Source organism: Mycobacterium szulgai (assembly GCF_002116635.1).
Classification (GTDB): domain Bacteria; phylum Actinomycetota; class Actinomycetes; order Mycobacteriales; family Mycobacteriaceae; genus Mycobacterium; species Mycobacterium szulgai.
Genome location: NZ_LQPW01000019.1, coordinates 74835 through 93756, shown reverse-complemented (window position 1 = coordinate 93756; position 18922 = coordinate 74835). Strand labels below are relative to the sequence as shown.

The 18922-nt window shown below is 65.7% G+C and carries 20 protein-coding genes; 18 read left to right on the top strand and 2 right to left on the bottom strand.

Annotated features, from left to right (window positions below; translation table 11 throughout):
* Positions 1–37 precede the first annotated feature (37 nt).
* Genes AWC27_RS05065 through AWC27_RS05050 form a run of 4 tightly spaced genes read left to right on the top strand, consistent with a single transcriptional unit; the run spans position 38 to position 4432 of the window.
* On the top strand, positions 38–1639 hold the full coding sequence (locus tag AWC27_RS05065) for a bifunctional 3-(3-hydroxy-phenyl)propionate/3-hydroxycinnamic acid hydroxylase (protein WP_085669477.1): 1602 nt from the start codon (positions 38–40) through the stop codon (positions 1637–1639).
* Complete coding sequence (locus AWC27_RS05060) at positions 1636–2508, top strand: alpha/beta fold hydrolase (protein ID WP_085669476.1); 873 nt, start codon at positions 1636–1638, stop codon at positions 2506–2508. The genes AWC27_RS05065 and AWC27_RS05060 overlap by 4 nt, the downstream gene beginning before the upstream one ends.
* Positions 2505–3500, top strand: coding sequence for a VOC family protein (locus AWC27_RS05055; RefSeq protein WP_085669475.1), 996 nt, complete (start codon positions 2505–2507; stop codon positions 3498–3500). Before AWC27_RS05060 ends, AWC27_RS05055 begins: the two co-directional genes overlap by 4 nt.
* Entirely contained in the window at positions 3500–4432 is a 933-nt protein-coding gene (locus tag AWC27_RS05050; RefSeq protein ID WP_085669474.1) for an amidohydrolase family protein, read from the top strand. Before AWC27_RS05055 ends, AWC27_RS05050 begins: the two co-directional genes overlap by 1 nt.
* A gap of 577 nt (positions 4433–5009) precedes the next feature.
* Here AWC27_RS05050 and AWC27_RS05045 read toward each other — a convergent pair.
* The gene (locus tag AWC27_RS05045; RefSeq protein WP_085669473.1) at positions 5010–5867 is read right to left on the bottom strand and encodes an oxidoreductase; all 858 of its coding nucleotides are present in this window, start codon (positions 5865–5867) and stop codon (positions 5010–5012) included.
* A 23-nt stretch (positions 5868–5890) separates the two neighbouring features.
* Here AWC27_RS05045 and AWC27_RS05040 point away from each other — a divergent pair, with 23 nt between their 5' ends.
* From AWC27_RS05040 to AWC27_RS04980, 13 genes are all read left to right on the top strand, one after another.
* Entirely contained in the window at positions 5891–6898 is a 1008-nt protein-coding gene (locus AWC27_RS05040) for an acrylyl-CoA reductase family protein (protein WP_085669472.1), read from the top strand.
* Positions 6899–6919: 21 nt separating this feature from the next.
* Complete coding sequence (locus tag AWC27_RS05035) at positions 6920–7891, top strand: NADPH:quinone oxidoreductase family protein (RefSeq protein ID WP_085669471.1); 972 nt, start codon at positions 6920–6922, stop codon at positions 7889–7891.
* Between the two features lie 90 nt (positions 7892–7981).
* Positions 7982–9073, top strand: coding sequence for a homogentisate 1,2-dioxygenase (locus tag AWC27_RS05030; protein WP_085669470.1), 1092 nt, complete (start codon positions 7982–7984; stop codon positions 9071–9073).
* A 12-nt stretch (positions 9074–9085) separates the two neighbouring features.
* Positions 9086–10273: an alpha/beta hydrolase gene (locus tag AWC27_RS05025; protein ID WP_085669469.1), complete on the top strand. Its 1188-nt coding sequence runs from the start codon at positions 9086–9088 to the stop codon at positions 10271–10273.
* A complete protein-coding gene (locus AWC27_RS05020) occupies positions 10270–11475 on the top strand; it encodes a CaiB/BaiF CoA transferase family protein (RefSeq protein ID WP_085669468.1) in 1206 nt (401 codons plus the stop codon). Before AWC27_RS05025 ends, AWC27_RS05020 begins: the two co-directional genes overlap by 4 nt.
* A complete protein-coding gene (locus tag AWC27_RS05015) occupies positions 11472–12380 on the top strand; it encodes a hydroxymethylglutaryl-CoA lyase (RefSeq protein ID WP_211281558.1) in 909 nt (302 codons plus the stop codon). The genes AWC27_RS05020 and AWC27_RS05015 overlap by 4 nt, the downstream gene beginning before the upstream one ends.
* The gene (locus AWC27_RS05010; protein WP_085669466.1) at positions 12380–13000 is read left to right on the top strand and encodes a TetR/AcrR family transcriptional regulator; all 621 of its coding nucleotides are present in this window, start codon (positions 12380–12382) and stop codon (positions 12998–13000) included. The genes AWC27_RS05015 and AWC27_RS05010 overlap by 1 nt, the downstream gene beginning before the upstream one ends.
* A 10-nt stretch (positions 13001–13010) precedes the next feature.
* Positions 13011–14249, top strand: a complete 1239-nt coding sequence (locus tag AWC27_RS05005; RefSeq protein WP_085669465.1) for an acyl-CoA dehydrogenase family protein — start codon at positions 13011–13013, stop codon at positions 14247–14249.
* Positions 14250–14251: 2 nt separating this feature from the next.
* Positions 14252–15214, top strand: a complete 963-nt coding sequence (locus tag AWC27_RS05000; RefSeq protein ID WP_085669633.1) for a phosphotransferase family protein — start codon at positions 14252–14254, stop codon at positions 15212–15214.
* Positions 15211–15534 carry a DUF6285 domain-containing protein gene (locus AWC27_RS04995; RefSeq protein WP_085669464.1) on the top strand — a complete coding sequence of 108 codons (324 nt, stop codon included), beginning with the start codon at positions 15211–15213 and terminating at the stop codon, positions 15532–15534. The genes AWC27_RS05000 and AWC27_RS04995 overlap by 4 nt, the downstream gene beginning before the upstream one ends.
* A gap of 11 nt (positions 15535–15545) precedes the next feature.
* On the top strand, positions 15546–15956 hold the full coding sequence (locus AWC27_RS04990) for a nuclear transport factor 2 family protein (RefSeq protein WP_085669463.1): 411 nt from the start codon (positions 15546–15548) through the stop codon (positions 15954–15956).
* 23 nt (positions 15957–15979) lie between these two features.
* Positions 15980–16522, top strand: coding sequence for a YceI family protein (locus AWC27_RS04985; protein ID WP_085669632.1), 543 nt, complete (start codon positions 15980–15982; stop codon positions 16520–16522).
* Positions 16523–16533: 11 nt separating this feature from the next.
* Positions 16534–16935 (top strand): Rv3143 family two-component system response regulator, encoded by a 402-nt coding sequence (locus AWC27_RS04980; RefSeq protein WP_085669462.1) that lies wholly within the window; start codon positions 16534–16536, stop codon positions 16933–16935.
* 23 nt (positions 16936–16958) lie between these two features.
* Here the strand turns inward: AWC27_RS04980 and AWC27_RS04975 are convergent, their stop codons facing one another.
* The gene (locus AWC27_RS04975) at positions 16959–18218 is read right to left on the bottom strand and encodes a PPE family protein (RefSeq protein ID WP_085669461.1); all 1260 of its coding nucleotides are present in this window, start codon (positions 18216–18218) and stop codon (positions 16959–16961) included.
* A 323-nt stretch (positions 18219–18541) separates the two neighbouring features.
* On the opposite strand from AWC27_RS04975, the gene AWC27_RS04970 reads away from it, so the two are divergent.
* The gene (locus AWC27_RS04970) at positions 18542–18919 is read left to right on the top strand and encodes an NADH-quinone oxidoreductase subunit A (protein WP_083111030.1); all 378 of its coding nucleotides are present in this window, start codon (positions 18542–18544) and stop codon (positions 18917–18919) included.
* Positions 18920–18922: the final 3 nt, after the last annotated feature.

Below are 18922 nucleotides of genomic sequence, written 5' to 3'. Positions count from 1 at the left end.
CAGAACAATCCCGGATCGGACTGGGAGATGAGCGGCAATGAATGACACTGAAATCTGTGCTGCGACGCGTTACGACGTGGCCGTGATCGGCTACGGCCCAACCGGTGCCACCGCGGCCAACCTGTTGGGCCGCCTGGGCTTGAAAGTGGTTGTGATCGAGCGTGATCCGGACATCTATGGGCGGGCCCGGGCAATATCTACCGATGAAGAGGTGATGCGCATTTGGCAGTCCGTCGGCCTGGCGGACAGACTCCAGCAGGACATGTTGCCGGACCGGCCGATTGCGTTCGTCGATGCCGAGGGGTTGCCCTTCATCAACCTGAGCATCAAATCGCACGGGATGGGCCACCCGCCGCAGCAATTCCTGTATCAGCCCGCGGTGGACGAAGTCTTGCGCGACGGAGTCGCCCGCTTCCCCAATGTGGAGGTGCTGGCCGAGCACGAATGCCTCCGGGTGGCGGCAAAGGAAGATGCCGTCGAGCTGATGCTGGCTGACCTGCGAACCGACACCTTCAAACGCCTGCACGCGTCGTACGTCATCGCCGCGGATGGCGGATCGTCGCCCACCCGAGGGCAATTGGGGGTCGGATATGCCGGACGTACCTATGCCGAGCGCTGGGTCGTCATCGACACCAAGGTGATACGGGAGTGGGACGCACACGACCGCTTGCGGTTTCACTGCGATCCGGCCCGCCCCACCGTCGATTGTCCCACCCCCCTTGGTCATCATCGCTGGGAATACCCCGCGCGCGCCGGCGAGGATGCATCGCGATTGGTTTCCGACGCTGAGGTTTGGAAGGTGCTCAACGCCCAAGGCATCACCGCAGAAAACGTCGAAATACTGCGCGCCGTGGTCTATTGCCATCACGTCCGTGTCGCCGACCGCTGGCGCGTCGGACGCATTTTCCTGGCCGGCGATGCCGCACACGCCATGCCACCGTGGATCGGTCAAGGCATGTCGGCGGGCGTGCGCGATGCGGCCAACCTGTGCTGGAAACTCGCCGCCGTTCTCAATGGACAGGCGCCGGACTCCCTGTTGGACTCTTACCAGGCCGAGCGCAAGCCCCATGTCACCGAGGTGACGCGACGTGCGGTATTCGTCGGCCGGCTCATCACCGAGCGCAAGAAGGTCGTTGCCACACTGCGTAATCGCATCGGACGTGCCATGGGGCATCTCCCTGCGCTGATGGATCAGCTGCAGAAAATGATGTGGGTTCCCCAGGCGCGCTATCAGAACGGCTTCCTAGCAGCCGGACACCGCGCGGCGGGCTGGCAGATCCCGCAGCCGCGGATCATCGACCCCCGCGGCGCCACGGTTTCCCTCGACGCAGCCCTCGGCGGGCGGTGGACACTGCTATACACCGGAGACGCCCCCTCGGGTTGGCGCGCCTGGACCGCCATCGGTGTGCCGGCGATTCGGGTGACCGGGCCGCAGGATGGTGTGGTCCCGCAGACGATCTGCGACCGGGACGGCACCCTGCTGTCCTGGCTGCAGGGGAAGAAGGCAACAGCCGTGGTGCTGCGTCCCGACGGATTCATCTACGCCGCAGCAGAATCCGGGCAGACCCTGCCACTGCCGCCGGCCGGTCTTACTCCCACCGCCCTAGCTTCGGCGCCCAAGACAGGAGCCATCGCATGAGCACCGCAACCCTGAGCGAACGCACCATTGTGGTCGCGGGCAAGCCGATCTTCATCGCCGAAACCGGCAGCGGGCCTGCGGTGGTCATGCTGCACGGCGGCGGCCCAGGCGCCTCCGGAGTGTCCAACTTCTCGCGCAACATCGACGCGCTGGCCCAGCAGTTCCGCGTAATCGTTCCCGACATGCCGGGTTACGGACGCTCGGCGAAAGGCGTCGACCGACAAGACCCATTCGGCTACCTCGCCGACAAGATCCGCGGCCTACTCGACGAACTCGGCATCGAAACCGCGCATTTGGTCGGCAACTCCTACGGCGGCGCGGCCGCGCTGCGGCTGGCCTTGGATACTCCAGACCGGGTGGACAAGCTCGTACTGATGGGCCCCGGTGGCATCGGCACCACCCGCGGCGCACCGACCGCCGGACTGAAGAGTCTGCTGTCCTACTACGGCGGCGCGGGCCCCAGCCGGCAGAAGCTGGAAAGCTTCATCCGCAATTATCTGGTTTACGAAGGCGCCTCGGTACCCGACGAGTTGATCGACCTGCGATACACGGCGTCAATTGACCCCGAGGTGATCGCGAACCCGCCACTGCAGCGCCCGTCGGGCGTCAGCGCGTTGCGCACCCTGTGGCGCATGGATTTCACCCGCGACAAACGACTCAAGGATTTGCAGACGCCCACCCTGGTCTTGTGGGGCCGCGACGACAAGGTCAACCGCCCGGCCGGCGGTCCGGTGTTGCTCAACTCGATGCCCAACGCGCAGTTGGTGATGACCGCCGACACCGGGCACTGGATGCAGTGGGAGCGGGCGGAGTTGTTCAACTGGCTGGTCGCCGAATTTCTTTCGGCTAGCTCGAGGTTCGCATCATGAGTGTGTTCGGCGCGGTGCACCTTGGCTACGTCGTGATCGAGACCAACCGGTTCAGCGACTGGCGCCGCTTTGGCTGCGACGCCGTTGGGATGCATGTCGACGCCACCGTGTCCGATGTCATGCGATTTCGGCTGGACGACAACGAAGCCCGCTTTCTGCTGCAACGCGGGCCCGCGGAGGATGTCACCGCGCTGGGCTGGCAACTCGACGACGATGACACATTCGAGGAGATCCTGCGCCGGGTCAGACAGCACGGCGTACCCGTCACCGAGGGCTCCGCAGAGGAAGCCGCGTTGCGCGGGGTGGAACGGATGGCCCGCTTCCCCGGACCCAATCGCCTCACGCAAGAGATCTTCACCCGCGCTCGCAGCAGCGCCACAGCGCTGGACATGGCGGTGCGCGGCGGTTTCGTCACCGGTGACGGCGGCATCGGGCATGTGGCCGTCACGTCCAAACAGCCGGAACAGGTCCGCGACTACTACGGCACCGTGTTCGATGCGCGGCTGTCCGACTACATCGACGAGACCATCAGCGGCCTCAAATTCAAGATCCGTTTCCTGCGCGTCAATCGGCGCCACCACTCGGTGGCCATAGCTGCGGTTAACCGGTTGCCCATCAACCCCATTCGCACGCGAGTCCAACACCTCAATGTCCAGGTCGCCGACCTCGACGATATGACCGCGTCCTACCAGCGGGTCAAAGAACTCGGGTTTCACCTGGCGCTGGGAGTCGGGCAGCACACCAACGACCGCGAGCTGTCCTACTACGCCGTCACGCCGTCGGGCTTCGAATGGGAGGTGGGCTGGAATCCGATTGTCGTCGACGAAACGACCTGGGAACCAACGACTTACCGGGGAATCAGCATCTGGGGTCATACCCCGGAAGGCCAGCGGATCGTCGATAAGCTGGCCCAGTTCAAGACCGCCGGCCAGTCATTGCTGCGCCGGGAAGATAACGTACTTGCCCTGTCGGGCCCGACAAGGAGGTCATGATGTCCCGAATCGATACTCACCACCACATGATTCCGCCCGACTACCGAAAGTTGCTGGGAAAATTCGGCATCGACGATGCCGGCGGACGCGCGTTGCCGGAGTGGAGTCCCGAGGGCTCGCTGGAAGCCATGGCAGAACTTGGATCCGCAGCTGCTGTACTGTCCGTGTCGGCCCCCGGCACCACCTTTCTGCCGTACGCGACCGACGCGGCCGCACTCTCGCGTGACCTCAACGACTACGCCGCACAGGTCGTCGGTGCACAACCGGACAAGTTTGGATTTTTCGCGACTGTGCCGATGCCGCACGTCGACGCGGCCGTTGCGGAAACCGTTCGCGCTCTGGACGACTTGAACGCCGACGGCGTGATACTGCTGGCCAACCACGCGGGCGTCTATATCGGCGAAGCGGGTCAGGAGGACCTCTTTGCCGCCCTCGATGCGCGTGCCGCGGTCGTGTTCATTCATCCCACCGAACTGCCCGGCCCCACCGTGCCAGGCATTGCTCCGTTTGTCACCGACTTCCCGCTCGACACAACCCGTGCGGCATACCTGTTGGTGCACAACGGGATACGGCAGCGTTACCCGAACATCAAGTTCATCCTCAGCCATGCCGGTGGCTTCGTGCCCTATGTCAGCCACCGGTTGGCAATGGGCGTCATCGCAGACACCGGCCGCCAACCCCAGGAAGTGCTTGACGAATTCTCGAGTTTCTACTTCGACACCGCGCTGTCTTCGACCCCAGCCGCATTACCGTCCCTGCTCGCCTTCGCCAAGCCGGGTCACATCACGTTCGGATCGGACTGGCCCTTCGGCCCGGTGGAAGTCGGAAAATACTTCGCCGCCGGACTGGACAGCTATCCCCAGCTCGATGACGATGCCCGCTCAGCGATCGACCGCGGCAACGCGGTGACGCTGTTCCCGCGATTGCGCTGACGATGTTCGGCGTACATAGCCAGGCAGTCATTGTCACGAACCCTTCACTCGGTTCGAGCCGGTCCCTGGCGGTGAAGCTAACAACTTCAACAGAGCCCATTGCCGTCGGGCGCCCACTTCGCCCGCGTCTGGTGGTGCCCGATCGTGGTTTCAGCAGCACCCACACCGCCGCCGCCATTGGCAACAGACCCGAACCTGTACCCGCCGCGACGGCAAGCCCGTCGGTGAAGGCGTTCTTGGCGGCGGTCAGCATGCCCGCCGGAATCGCCATTCCGTGGTAGACGCCGGTGAGGATCGAACCCAGCGTCGCGATGCCAAGACCCGTCCGAGGGCTAGGACACCCAGCGACAGCCCACTGCGCGTCACGCGCGGACAACCGAATGCCGCGCCGGTCAACTCATCACACACCGACGTGTCGTGCCGTCACAATCCCGAGGACTCCCGGCATGACAGAACCGGACTCGGTGACCGAGGGCGCAGCGGCGCTCGCACGCCTGTTGGCGATTGGCTCACCGGAAGTCATGGTCGCCGCACCTATCCCGATGCCGAGATGCTAGCGCCCCCACCGAGTGCACACTCAGGAAGCGACCGCGTTCAGCTGTTCGCGGGTTTCGTCGTCGAGTTCGATATCGGCGACCGCGAGGTTCTCCTCCAGGTGCGCCACTGACGAGGTACCCGGGATCAACAACACGTTGGGTGCCACGCTCAGCGTCCATGCCAGGGCGATCTGCGCGGGAGTTCGGCCGTATCGCTTCGCCGCCTGCGCAATCAGCTCGTTCCCCAGCACCGGATTCGATTGCGCGAACGCCGATCCCAAGGGAAAGAAGGGCACAAAGGCAATGCCGTGCGCCTGGCATTCCTCGAGCACCGGATTCGACGCCCGGTGTACTAGATTGAAAGCGTTTTGCACACAGTCGATTTCGGTACGTTGCAAGGCGTGCAGCAGATGCTCGCGAGTGATCTCGCTCAGCCCGATCCCACCGATCAGCCCTTCGTCACGAGCAGCGATGAGAACCGAAAGCTGGTCGTCGAAGAGCTGATCGGGCGCTTCGCTGTCCATCAGCCGCAGATTGACCGCCGCCAGCTGGTCGACGCCGAGGGTGCGCAGGTTGGCTTCGAGGTCACGGCGCAGGTCGGCCGGCTCGGTCAGCGGCAGCCAGGCACCGGCTTCATCGCGCCGACCGCCGATCTTGCTCACCAGCGCCAGGTTCTGCGGGTAGGGATACAGCGCCTCCCGGATCAGCTCGTTGGCGACACCGGGACCGTAGAACTGCGCCGTGTCGATGTGGTTCACCCCCAGCTCGACGGCCCGGCGTAGCACCGCCAGCGCCGCGTCGCGATCCTTCGGCGGCCCGAACACGCCGGGGCCGGGCAGTTGCATCGCGCCGAAGCCGATGCGGGCGACCGAAAAGCTACCAAGGGGAAAGCAATCCATCTATTGAGGCTAGCGTCGAGTTCATGGACACGTTTCACGCGCTGGTCGCGCGCCAGGATGGGGACCGGATAACGGCATCGGTCGAGACACTCACGGAAGCCGACCTGCCGCCCGGTGACGTGACGATCCGGGTGCTGTATTCCAGCGTCAACTTCAAAGACGCGTTGGCGCTTACGCCCGGCGGCGGCGTCGTGCGCAACTACCCGGTGGTACCCGGCATCGACCTGACCGGCGAGGTCGTCGAGTCACACTCAGCCGAATTCTCGGTCGGTGACGCCGTCGTCGCGCACGGCTACCAGATCGGCACCGGCCACCACGGCGGCTACGCCCAATACGCCCGGCTGCCCGCCGACCAAGTGGTGGCATTGGGCGCGCTGAGTCCGCGCGACGGCGCGGCGATCGGCACCGCCGGTTTCACGGCCGCCATGAGCGTGCAAGCCCTCACTGGCTGGGGCATCAAACCCGACGCCGGGCCGGTGGTTGTCACCGGCGCGAGCGGAGGCGTCGGGACGGTCAGCGTCGACTTGCTGGCCGCCGCCGGCTATCAGGTGGTCGCCTCCACCGGCAAGGCCGGCGACCCCGGAGTGGCCGATCGGCTGAAAGCCCTTGGCGCCGCGGAAGTCATCGGTCGTCTGCCGGCCGATCCCGACGCGAAGCCGCGCCCACTGGCCAAGGTGCGCTGGGCTGCGGGAGTGGATTGCGTGGGCGGCGCGACGCTGGCCGACGTGCTCAGTGCCGTCGACTACCGCGGCGCTGTGGCCGCCAGCGGGCTTACCGGCGGCGCCGGTCTGCATACCACGGTGATGCCATTCATCCTGCGCGGTGTCGCGCTGCTGGGTATCGACTCGGTGCAGCTGCCCATCGGTGAGCGCCGAGAACTATGGGCACGTCTGGGGGATTCGTTGCGGCCACGTCATCTGGACGCGATCACCACTGAAGTCGACGTCAAAGACGTTGTCGGCGTGATCGACCGGTTGCGCGAGGGCGCGTTCTCCGGGCGGGCTGTGGTGCGGGTCGCCGAAGGTTTCTGAACCGGAAGTACGCTGTTCGGCATGCGCGCGGCACGGGTGACCCGGCTCGATGGTCCAGATTCAGTTGAGGTGGCAGAAGTCGACGAACCCGCCGGTGACGGCGTCGTTGTAGAGGTGCACGCCGCCGGGGTGGCCTTCCCGGACGCGCTGCTCACCCGGGGCCTCTACCAATACCGGCCGGAACCGCCGTTCGTGCTCGGAGCGGAGATCGCCGGGGTGGTGCGATCGGCGCCGGACGACTGTCACGTGCGTGCCGGCGATCGGGTGGTCGGGCTGACGATGCTCACCGGGGGCATGGCCGAAGTCGCGGTGCTCTCCCCCGATCGGGTGTTCAAACTGCCGGACAACGTCAGCTTCGAAGCCGGCGCAGGCGTGCTCTTCAACGATCTCACGGTGTACTTCGCGCTGACGGTCCGTGGCCGGCTGAAGGCCGGCGAGACGGTGTTGGTGCATGGCGCGGCCGGCGGCATCGGCACCTCGGCACTGCGGCTGGCCTCGGTACTCGGGGCGTCCCGGGTGATCGCGGTGGTCAGCACCGAGGAGAAGGCCGACATCGCGACGGCCGCCGGCGCAACCGATGTGGTGCTGGCCGAGGGGTTCAAGGACGCGGCGAAAGAGCTGACCAGCGGGCGCGGCGTCGACCTGGTGGTAGACCCGGTCGGTGGCGATCGGTTCACCGATTCACTGCGTTCGCTGGCTCCGGGCGGACGCTTGCTGGTGATCGGCTTCACCGGCGGCGAGATTCCTACCGTGAAGGTAAACAGGTTGCTGCTCAACAACATTGACGTAGTCGGCGTTGGCTGGGGCGCGTGGGCCGGTACCCACCCCGGCGCATTGAACGAGCAGTGGGCCGCACTTGAAAAACTGCTCAGCGAGGGCAAGCTGTCCCCTCCCGAGCCGGTGGTCTACCCGTTGGATCAGGCCGCGGCGGCAATCGCATCGCTGGAGAATCGCAGCGCCAAGGGCAAGGTCGTGCTGCGCGTCCGCGACTGAGGCGTTTGCGGCGCGGCGGATCTTGCGCCGGCTCGAAAGAAAAAGTAATGTCACTTTTAGTTTTGTAGCGAAGACATTCGGAGCCGAGCCATGGAATCGTTCATCCACCTGCGAAAAGGCCGGACACCTCGGCGGGTGCACGCCGATCTCGACGGATTGAAGGACGACGAGTTGGGACGTGGCGGCTTCACCGGCCGCACCGCTAACATCTACCGTCGCCACGACCCCACCGCCTACCGGGCCGTCGGGCCGCTACGGCCGATCGACGTGCTGGCCGACGAACTCAAACCCAGCGACGCGGTTGACGCCGATGGCGGGCCACTGCTGATGTTCTCCAACCCCGACTGCCGCGTCCTGCTGAGCCGGCGCAGTGAGCCGATGCCGTTCTACACCCGTTACATCGATGGCGATCTACTGTGCTTCGTACACAACGGCACGGGTCTGCTGGAAACCGAGTTCGGTCCGCTGCGCTATCGGCAGGGCGACTGGGTATACCTGCCGAAGGCCTGCACCTGGCGACAGGCTCCCGACAGCGAGACCACGCTGCTGATGATCGAGGCCACCGACGAATTCCGGGTGCCGCCGCCGGGCTCACTGGGCCGGCACTTCCCGTTCGACCCGTCGCAGGCGACCATTCCCGACCCGGTACCGCTGGAAGATGACGGCCGTGACGAGTACGAAGTCCGCCTGATGCACGAGGGCGGCCCGACAACGCTGTACTACCAACACAATCCGATCGATGTGGAAGGCTGGCGCGGCGACAACTTCGCCTTCACCTTCAATATCGCCGACTACAACGTCATCACCTCCGACAGCGTGCACCTGCCACCGACGGTGCACCTGTTCATGCAGGCCACCGGGGTTTACGTGATGAACTTCCTGCCCAAGCCCGCCGAAGGCGTCCCGGGCACCGAACGCACCCCCTGGTATCACCGCAATGTCGACTACGACGAGATCGCGTTCTTCCACGGTGGCTCGCTGTACGGCATTCCGATGCCACCGGGCCTGATCACCCATGCGCCGCAAGGGATTCACCACGGTGCACCGGAGAAGGCGCGGGCGCGGGCCCGTCGCAAATTCGACGACTACCCGCGCGTCGACTGGCAGGTGATCGCCATCGACACCCGACGGCGCTTGACGCCGTCGGCCGAGGTGCTGGCACACGACCTAGGACAACACTGATGAGGACGGGCCGTGAATCCGACAAAGTTTGACTACGACCGCATCCCGTATCTCGTTGCGTTCCAGAATAATTCGGCCGTCCGCGATGTGTACGGCGGACTGGCCGAGATCACCGTGCTGGAAAGCTATCTGCTCAAGCCCAAGGACAAGCCGTCGGACACCGTGCTGGTGTTCATGCACCCGATCGGCGGCGGCGCCTACCTGCCGATGATCAATGCACTGGCCCGCGCCGGTCACCATGTCATCTACTGCAACAGCCGGTTCCGCGGTACGGATTCGGCGCTGCTGATGGAGAAGGTGGTCGAAGATCTCGGCGAGTGCATCAAGGACGCCAAGAACCGGCTGGGCTACCGCAAGGTGGTCCTGGCCGGGTGGAGCGGTGGCGGCTCGTTGTCGGTGTTCTACCAACAGCAGGCGCAAAAGCCGACCATCACGTCCAGCCCGTCCGGCGACGGCCCCGACCTGACCCAGCTGGACCTGCCCGCCGCCGACGGAATCATGTTGCTGGCAGCCCACATCAGCCGGCACGGGACGCTGACCGAATGGCTGGACGCGTCGATCCTCGACGAATGCGACCCGACCAAGCGCGATCCCGAACTCGACCTGTACAACCCGGGCAACCCCAATCAGCCGCCGTACAGCGAGGAATTCGTGGCCCGTTACCGGCAGCCACAAATCGACCGCAATCGCCGAATCACCGCGTGGGTCAAAGACAAACTCGCCGAGCTGAAGGCGGCCGGCCGCCCGAACGACGAGTTCTGCTTCGTCGTACACGGCACCATGGCCGACCCACGCTGGCTGGACCCGACAGTCGATCCCAACGAACGCACCCCCGGCACCTGTTACCTGGGTGACCCTCAGGTAGTGAACATGAGCCCGGTCGGGCTGGCCCGCTTCTCGACCTTGCGGGGCTGGCTCTCACAGTGGAGTTACGACGACGCCCGCGGCGACGGGGTGGCCTGCGGTACCGATATCGCGGTTCCCGCCCTGGTGATCGGCAACCTGGCCGATGACGCCTGCACGCCCAGCCACACCCGACGACTGTTCGAGGCAATCGGACATCCCGATAAGGAAATGCACGAAATACCGGGTGCCACACACTATTACGCGGGTGCGGATCAGCGGGATAAGCTGCGCCAGGCCGTCGGCACCGTGACCGATTGGCTGGTGCGGCACGACTTTGCGAGTGCGGCGCCATGACCGTGACTGGGCCGCTGGACGGTATCCGGGTGCTCGAGCTGGGCACCCTGATCGCCGGGCCGTTCGCGGGCCGGCTGCTGGGCGATATGGGCGCCGACGTCATCAAGGTGGAACCGCCCGGCGCTCCTGACCCGCTGCGGACCTGGGGCCAGGCTGAAGTCGACGGGCATCATGTGTTCTGGACGGTGCATGCGCGCAACAAACGCGCAATCACCCTCGACCTGCGCCGGCCACGCGGCCGCGAGCTGTTCTTGGACCTCGTCGAGAAATCCGACATCGTGGTGGAGAACTTCCGGCCCGGCACCCTGGAGAAGTGGAACCTGGGCTACGACGTGCTCAGCGAACGCAATTCGGGCATCATCCTGGTGCGGGTGTCAGGCTATGGGCAGACCGGCCCCGACGCACACAAGGCGGGCTACGCCTCGGTCGCCGAAGCGGCCAGCGGACTGCGGCACCTCAACGGCTTTCCCGGCGGACCACCGCCGCGGCTGGCGTTGTCGCTGGGCGACAGCCTGGCCGGAATGTTCGGGGCTCAGGGTGCGCTGGCAGCGCTGTATCGCCGCGGTGTCACCGGCCGCGGACAGATCGTCGACGTGGCGCTGACCGAATCCTGTTTAGCCGTGCAGGAGTCCACCATCCCCGACTACGACGTCGGCGGCGTGGTGCGCGGTCCGTCTGGCACCCGGCTGGAGGGGATCGCGCCGTCGAACATCTACCGCAGCGCCGACGGCTCCTGGGTGGTGATCGCAGCCAACCAGGACACCGTGTTCGCCCGGCTCTGCCTCGCGATGGGCCGCCCGGAACTGGCCACCGACGACCGGTTCGCCACCCATGGTGCCCGCGGCCGCAATCAGGACGAGCTCGACAAAATCATCGGCGCGTGGGCAGGCGAACGGCAACCGCACGAGATTATCGAAACCCTTTCCGCCGCAGGCGTGATCGCCGGGCCGATCAACACCGTGGCCGAAGTGGTCAACGACCCGCAGCTGCGCGCCCGAGGCATGCTGGTCGAGCACTACGACGAACGGGTGCAGCGGCCGGTGCTCGGCCCGGGGGTCGTGCCGGTGCTCTCGGAGTCCCCTGGCGCGGTGCGCAACGCGGGCCCGGCGCACCCGGGACAACACAACCAAGACGTCTATGCAGGGCTGCTGGGCAAGAGCCCCGAGGAACTCGCCGAGTTACGGGCGCAGGAGGTGATTTGATGCCACACGTCGACATTCGCGAGGTGTCGCTGCGCGACGGCCTGCAGATCGAGAAGCCGATTCCCCTGGCGGCCAAGCTGGAACTGCTCGCCGCAGTGGCGGCCACGGGGGTACGGGAGGTAGAGGCCACCGCGTTCGTCTCCCCGTCGAAGGTGCCGTCGATGGCCGACGCCGCCGAACTCGCGGCGCAGTTGCACAACTACCCCGACATCGAATTCTCTGCGCTGGTTGCCAGCGCAGGAGGCGCCAAGCGCGCGATAGCCGCGGGGTTTCGCGCGATCGAGTACGTGGTGGCCGCCGACGATGCGTTCAGCAAGGCCAACGTCGGGCGCACCAGTGCGCAGGCCGTCGAGCAAATCGAGGACATCGTCGCCATCGCGCACGACAGCACCACCGGCTCCGAAGTGCTCGTTGAGGTCATCGTCGCCACCGCGTGGGACTCGCCCTTCGAAGGGCCCACCCCACCGCAGCGGGTGCTCGACATCGCCGCCGCCGCCCGCGACCAGGGCGTCGACCGGTTCTCGATCGCCGACACCGTCGGCACCACCACTCCGGGCCGAGTGACTTCGCTTATCGCGCAACTACGTCCGGTGATCGGCGACATGCCCCTGGGGGGACACTTCCACAACACCCGCGGTTGCGGGCTGGCCAGCGCGTATGCGGCGGTCACTGCCGGGGTCACCCGGCTGGACTCGTCGGTCGGCGGCCTGGGCGGTTGCCCGTTCGCGCCGGGAGCCACCGGCAACATCGCCACCGAGGACCTGGTGTACCTGTTGACCGACAGCGGCTTCGAGGTCGACGTCGACCTGCAGGCGGCCATCGCAGCCGCCGATGTGGCGAAATCGGTTGTCGGACATGATCTGCCGAGCGCGCTGCTGCGTGCCGGCGACCGGATCCGCGGCTGATGCCCGCCGAGGTCGTCAGCACCAAGGGCCGCCAGACCCGGCAGGCCATTGAACTGGCGGCCCGGAAACTGTTCGCCGAAAGGGGTTTTCACGGCACCACGCTGGCCGACATCACCTCGGCCGCCGGAAAGTCTCCGGCGGTGTTCTACCGGTATTTCACCGATAAGGAAGACCTACTGGCGGCGCTGGCGGAGTCCTTCCTGCACGATGTCGTGGTGCCGTCGCGGCCGAACGTCCGGCTGCCGGAATCCCCCGACGACGACGTCTTCTTCGCCGCGGTGGTCACCGGCTACTGGAACATGTTCAAGCAGAACATCGGCATCATGATCGCCGTAGCCCAGCTCGCCGCCACCCAGCAGCGCTTCGCGGCGCTGCAGAACGAATTCCGCCGCTTCGGCATGGACATCGTGGCAGCGTCGGTGCGGCGCGCTCAGGAGCAGGGATATGGTTGCGACCTTCATCCCGACCACACCGCGGCGGCGATCGCCCTGCTGTTCGAGAACTTCACTACGGTGTTCGTAGGGCGCTCGGGACCCGAACACCTCGGCCTGGAAATCAGCGATGCGGACGCCATCACGACTTTGTCGACGGTCTGGAAGAAAACTCTGTACGGCTCGTAAGGAGAACACCATGGATTTCAGCCTCCCCCAACATCTTCCGGGCCTGCTTGCCGAGATGGACGAGTTCATCGAGGCTGAGATCAAGCCGCTGGAACGCGAACACATTCAGTACTTCGACCATCGCCGCGAACACGCCCGCACCGACTGGGAAAACGACGGCATCCCGCGGCGTGAATGGGAGGACCTGCTCGGCGAGATGCGCAGGCGCGCCGACAAGGCCGGCTGGCTGCGTTACGGCCTGCCGTCGCAGTTCGGCGGCCGGGACGGCACCAACATCGACATGGCGGTCATCCGGGAACACCTGGCGCACAAAGGCCTCGGCTTGCACAACGATCTGCAAAACGAGTCGTCGATCGTCGGCAACTTCCCCCAAGTCATCATGATGGACCGGTTCGGCACCGAAGCGCAGAAGTCGGAGTGGACCGAAGCGCTCATCACCGGCAAGCGGTCGATGGCCTTCGGACTGACCGAACCCAAGCACGGCTCGGATGCCACCTGGCTGGAGACCCATGCCGAACGCGACGGCGATGGCTGGATCATCAACGGCGCCAAGCGGTTCAACACCGGCGTACACCGCGCTACCCACGACCTGGTGTTCGCCCGCACCTCCGGCGAGCCCGGCCAGGCCCGCGGCATCACCGCGTTCCTGGTGCCCACCGACGCCCCCGGCTTCAATGTGCCGTACTACTGGTGGACGTTCAACATGCCCACCGACCACGGCGAGGTCGAGCTCACCGACGTTCGGGTGCCCGCCGGCGCGGTCCTCGGCGAGGTCGATCGCGGCCTCGAAGTCGGGCAGACCTTTCTGCACGAGAACAGGATTCGCCAGGCCGCCAGCAGCCTGGGCGCCGCGCAGTACTGCATCGACCGGGCCGTGGCGTACACGAGCGAGCGCGTGGTTTTCGGCAAGCCGTTGGCGGTGAACCAGGCTGTCCAGTGGCCGCTGGTGGAACTGCAGACCGAGGCGCAGATGGTACGGCTGTTGGTCTATTACGCCGCCGAACAGCTCGACCGCAACCACCACATGGAGGTTTCCGACAAGGTGTCGATGGCCAACTACCGCGCCAACCGGCTGGTGTGCGACGCGGCCGACCGGGCCATGCAAGTGTGTGGCGGCGTCGGGTACAGCCGGCATGAGCCGTTCGAACACATCTACCGCCACCACCGCCGCTACCGCATCACCGAGGGAGCAGAGGAGATTCAGATTCGCCGGGTTGCCCAGCGGCTGTTCAAGTTTGGCAAGAAGTGACGCTGCAGGACAACTTGGCGGCCGTACTGCGGCAAACGCTCGGTACGGCGGTGGCCGTCGAGAACCTGCGCGCGCTCACCGGCGGGGCCAGCCGCAGCACCTGGGCATTCGACGCCGTCACCGACAAAGCCGACAGTGGACTCAAGTCTTTGATCCTGCGCATCGGCCCACCCGACGACATCCACGCCGGCATGGAGCTGGAAGCCCGGGTGCAGGCCGCCGCGGCAGCGGCCGGCGCCCCCGTCCCACACGTGCTCATCGCAAGCAATTCCACTGCAGCTCTTGGTAATCCATTCCTCATCTGCGAAGAGATCAAGGGTGAAACCATAGTTCGGCGCATCTACCGCCAACTCGGCGATCCCGAGCGGCTGTTGCGCCAGTGCGCTCAGGCGCTGGCTGCCGTGCACCGCGCCGACACGAATCATCCCGAGCTGGCGCGCGAAGACCAGCTGGAGCAATACCGCGATCGCCTGGATGCCATGGGCGACACCACGGCCCCCTTCGAATGGGCGTTCCGCTGGTTGGCGGCCCACCGGCCGTCACCGTCACCGGCAGTCCTGGTGCACGGCGATTACCGGATGGGAAACCTGATCGTCGACGGGTCCGACCTTGCCGCCGTCCTGGACTGGGAACTCGTGCACATCGGCGAGGCGTATGAGGATCTGGCCTGGTTCTGCGTGCGCGCCTGGCGGTTCGGCGCACCGGCCGACCGGGGTGCGGGCGGTCTGGGCAGCATCGACAATTTCCTGAACGCCTATCAAGAGGCCAGCGGGACTACCGTTGACCGAGTGGCGTTTCACTGGTGGCTGGTGCTGGCCACGCTGCGCTGGGGGATCATCTGCAGATACCAGGCTGAGCGTCATCTCAGCGGACAGACCCGCTCGGTGGAGTTGGCGACGATAGGGCGACGGGTCTGCGAGAACGAGTGGGACTTGCTGAGCTTGCTCGACGAGGCCGCCACATGACCTACCTTTACGGACGCCCGACGGCCGCCGAATTGGTAGCCGCCGTCGCCGAATTCCTCGAAAAGGATGTTCGGGAAGCCACCGAAGGCCAAGTCAACTTTCATGCGCGAGTGGCCGCCAACGCCCTGCGCATGGTCGAACGCGAGCTCGCCGCTCCCGACGACTCCCCCGCTCTCCTGGGTTTCGCCGATGAGGCCGCCCTCGCCGCCGCCATCCGGACCGGGGACCTCGACGCCCGCACCGACGAGGTTGTTGCCTGTCTGCGCGCCCTGGTGAAGCATCGGTTGGCGGCCGCACACCCTGGATACGACATCGAATAGGAGGCAGCCGCATGCCGACTACTACGGCGCAGGCCATCGTCGAGGTGGCCGATCAGCTGTTCAGCGCCATCGAAAACGGCGACGTGGCGGCCGTGGAACGACTCTGGAGCCCTGACATCGCGGTGTGGCGTCCCGGGGCCCGCCGCGACAACGACAAACCCCGTGCGCTCAAGGTGATCGACTGGTTCGTCTCGGCCACCGCCCAGCGCCGCTACGAGATTTTGGACCGGCACGTCTTCGAGGACGGGTCGGCCAATGGGTTCGTCCAACAGCACGTGTTGCATGCGACTGGACATGATGGGGAGTCGATCGCCCTGCGCGTGTGCATTGTGATCAAACTGGGCACCAATAACCTGATCAACCATATCGACGAGTACTTCGACCCAGCCGGACTCGCCCCGTTGCTTGAACCCAGATCTTGAACTTGAAACCAGATGAGGTGACGATGACGACCCTGGAAACACTGCTCACCGATCCCGAAGTCGTCGGCGGGTGGACGTTGAACCCCGAGCGCTCCGCCATCACGTTCCGGATCAGGAACATGTGGGGCGTGTGGCCCGTCAAAGGCAAGTTCACCGAATTCCACGGCGACGGCCGGCTCACCGAGAGAAGCGCGGTTTCGGGCTCGATCGATATCGAGGTGGCGTCGCTGAACACCGGGATCGGCCGCCGCGACAAGCACCTGCTCTCCGCCGACTTCTTCGATGCCGAACGCTTCCCCCAGATCGGCGTCGTCGTCACCGCCTTGCACCCGACCACCGGGCGAGCCGCTGAGCTACAGACCGACTTCACCATCAAGGGCAAGACGGAACCGATAACCGTGCCGGTGACGATCACCGAACTCGACGACGGCTCGGTGCGGGTCGTCGGCGAAGCCAAGCTCGACCGCTCCCAATTCGGTGTGGACTGGAACAAATTCGGGATGATCGCCAAGACCGTGACGGTGGCCGCCGAAGCCGTCTTCGTCCGGCGCCGTGGGCACCAGTAGCATCTGCAAGCGTGCCCGACTCCAGTGATGACCTGCAGATCCTCGTCTACAGCGACAACATCAGCACCCGCGAACAGGTGATGCGGGCCTTGGGCAAACGCCTGCACCCCGACCTGCCCCCGCTGAACTATGTCGAAATCGCGACCGGCCCGATGGTGATTCGGCGGATGGATGAGGGCGGCATCGACCTGGCCGTGCTGGACGGCGAGGCGACGCCGACCGGCGGCATGGGAATCGCCAAGCAGCTCAAGGACGAATTAGACAACTGCCCGCCGATCGTGGTGCTCACCGGTCGACCCGACGATGCCTGGCTGGCCAGTTGGTCACGAGCCGAGGCCGCGGTGCCGCATCCCATCGACCCCATCGTGCTGGGCCGCACCGTACTCGGACTGCTCAGCGCTCCGGCGATCTGACGCAATCTGACGGCGCGCTGGGTTCAGCCGCCGCGGATCTGAACGCCGGGCGGCTCCTTGCGGCTACGCCGGAAGTCGCCCGATTCCGGCCGTAGCGGCGCGGGCTTGGCGGCTTCTTCGGTCTCCGGCGACTCCTGGTCCTGAGGTTTTGCGACTCCGGGAGTCCGAAGCGCAGAGCCCGGAATCGATGAGCCACCGCTTTGCTGCACGCGCGTCACCGCCATCGGAGCCGCCTTGGCCGCGATATCTGGCGCAGCCGTCGGCAGTACCCCAATTTCCGGGGTGGTTTCTTCGACAGCAGGTACTTCGGCTTCCGGCGCCGACGGGACGGCGGGTTCGGTCTCCGGCTTGTCACCGCCCACCTTGACCGGACCGTCGCCAAGGAGTCCGGCACGCGTGGCGGTGCCGGAGGTCGGTATCGGGACTGGGACGAAGCCCATGCCGGTGGAGCCGACGGCTCCGTTGCTCGCAACCGGAGGACTGGCCTGCATCGCACTGCCTGAACTCGGATCACCGGGTACAAACCCATTGGCGGCACTGTCACCACCGACACCGTTGGCGTACATGGCGCCGCCGTTGTTCACGGCCCCGCTACCACCGGCGCCAGCGCCGCTACCCGCGGCGTTCTCGGTCCCGCTAGTAGCGCCGTCGGAACCGGCGGCACCGGCACCCACGGCACCGGCTCCCACGCTCGGGTTGGCGGTGGTGCCGCCCGACATGCCCGCCATGCCGCTACCGATGCCGGCCCCCAACGCCGGAAGGCCCTGCAGCACGCTCGCCCACGGCACCACCTGTGCGGCCACCGCAGCGGCTCCCGAGTAATAGCTGGCCATCGCGGATACGTCGGCGGCCCACATCTCCTCGTAAATGCCTTCGGCCAGCGCGATCAAGGGCGCGTTCTGGCCGAACAAGTTGCTCATCACCAACTGCACGAAGGAATTGCGGTTCGCGTCGATCGCTTGCGGGAGGACCGTCGCCGCCCGGGCCGCCTCGAACAAACTCGCCACGATCCGGGCTTGCCCGGCCGCCCCGGCCGATTGCGACGCCGCCGCGCTGAGCCACCCGGCATAAGGAGCCGCCGCGTTCATCATCGCCATCGACGCCGCACCCTGCCAGGCCTGGCCGGCCAATCCCGAAGTCACCGAGGCAAACGAATTGGCCGCGGCGGACAACTCTTCGGCCAGTCCGTCCCACGCGGCCGCAGCCTGCAGCATCGGCGCAGTACCCGCACCGATGAACATGCGCAAAGAGTTGATTTCGGGGGGCAGCGCAAAGAAACTCACGGCTCCAGTCCTTCCAGATCAGCTGCCTGCGTCAACGCTGACCTCGCGATAGCCCCGTGACTACCCGGTGAGGCCATAGAGTAACAACAAGCGCTCCGCTTATTCGACCTTTGGGCGACATTCATATAATCCCGCCCTCCCATCCAGTCTGCATCCTTTTTCGCTGTGAGCCAGACCCCGGGCACGTGCTCCGGGGATCGCGCGACTATGTTGAAGGTCACTGTGACGGCCCACAAGCCCGGTCCGTCACAACAGCCGTGTCACCGCCTGACCGTCCGCTCAGTTTGAGAAGGCGGCCACGTTACGTCGGATCATGGAGCGAGTTGAACGTCTACATACCCATCTTGGTGCTAGGGGCACTCGCGGCCGCCTTTGCCGTGGGCTCGGTGGTGCTGGCAAGCCTCGTCGGCCCGTCCCGTTTCAACCGGTCGAAGCTGGCCGCATACGAATGCGGCATAGAGCCCACCGAAACGTCGGTCAGCGGCCCCAATGCAACCAGCGGACAGCGATTTCCGATCAAGTACTACCTGACGGCGATGTTGTTCATCGTGTTCGACATCGAAATCGTGTTCCTGTACCCGTGGGCGGTCAGCTTCGACTCGCTGGGTACGTTCGCGCTCGTCGAAATGGTGATATTCATGCTCACGGTGTTCGTGGCCTACGCGTATGTGTGGCGCCGCGGGGGCCTGACGTGGGATTGAGGT

Coding starts and splice junctions, on each gene's coding strand:
- AWC27_RS05010 (WP_085669466.1), top strand. CDS start 12,380: ATGCCCGCCGAGGTCGTCAGCACCAAGGGCCGCCAGACCCGGCAGGCC.
- AWC27_RS05065 (WP_085669477.1), top strand. CDS start 38: ATGAATGACACTGAAATCTGTGCTGCGACGCGTTACGACGTGGCCGTG.
- AWC27_RS05045 (WP_085669473.1), bottom strand. CDS start 5,867: ATGGATTGCTTTCCCCTTGGTAGCTTTTCGGTCGCCCGCATCGGCTTC.
- AWC27_RS05020 (WP_085669468.1), top strand. CDS start 10,270: ATGACCGTGACTGGGCCGCTGGACGGTATCCGGGTGCTCGAGCTGGGC.
- AWC27_RS05055 (WP_085669475.1), top strand. CDS start 2,505: ATGAGTGTGTTCGGCGCGGTGCACCTTGGCTACGTCGTGATCGAGACC.
- AWC27_RS04990 (WP_085669463.1), top strand. CDS start 15,546: ATGCCGACTACTACGGCGCAGGCCATCGTCGAGGTGGCCGATCAGCTG.
- AWC27_RS05040 (WP_085669472.1), top strand. CDS start 5,891: ATGGACACGTTTCACGCGCTGGTCGCGCGCCAGGATGGGGACCGGATA.
- AWC27_RS04985 (WP_085669632.1), top strand. CDS start 15,980: ATGACGACCCTGGAAACACTGCTCACCGATCCCGAAGTCGTCGGCGGG.
- AWC27_RS05060 (WP_085669476.1), top strand. CDS start 1,636: ATGAGCACCGCAACCCTGAGCGAACGCACCATTGTGGTCGCGGGCAAG.
- AWC27_RS05035 (WP_085669471.1), top strand. CDS start 6,920: ATGCGCGCGGCACGGGTGACCCGGCTCGATGGTCCAGATTCAGTTGAG.
- AWC27_RS04995 (WP_085669464.1), top strand. CDS start 15,211: ATGACCTACCTTTACGGACGCCCGACGGCCGCCGAATTGGTAGCCGCC.
- AWC27_RS05030 (WP_085669470.1), top strand. CDS start 7,982: ATGGAATCGTTCATCCACCTGCGAAAAGGCCGGACACCTCGGCGGGTG.
- AWC27_RS05005 (WP_085669465.1), top strand. CDS start 13,011: ATGGATTTCAGCCTCCCCCAACATCTTCCGGGCCTGCTTGCCGAGATG.
- AWC27_RS05050 (WP_085669474.1), top strand. CDS start 3,500: ATGTCCCGAATCGATACTCACCACCACATGATTCCGCCCGACTACCGA.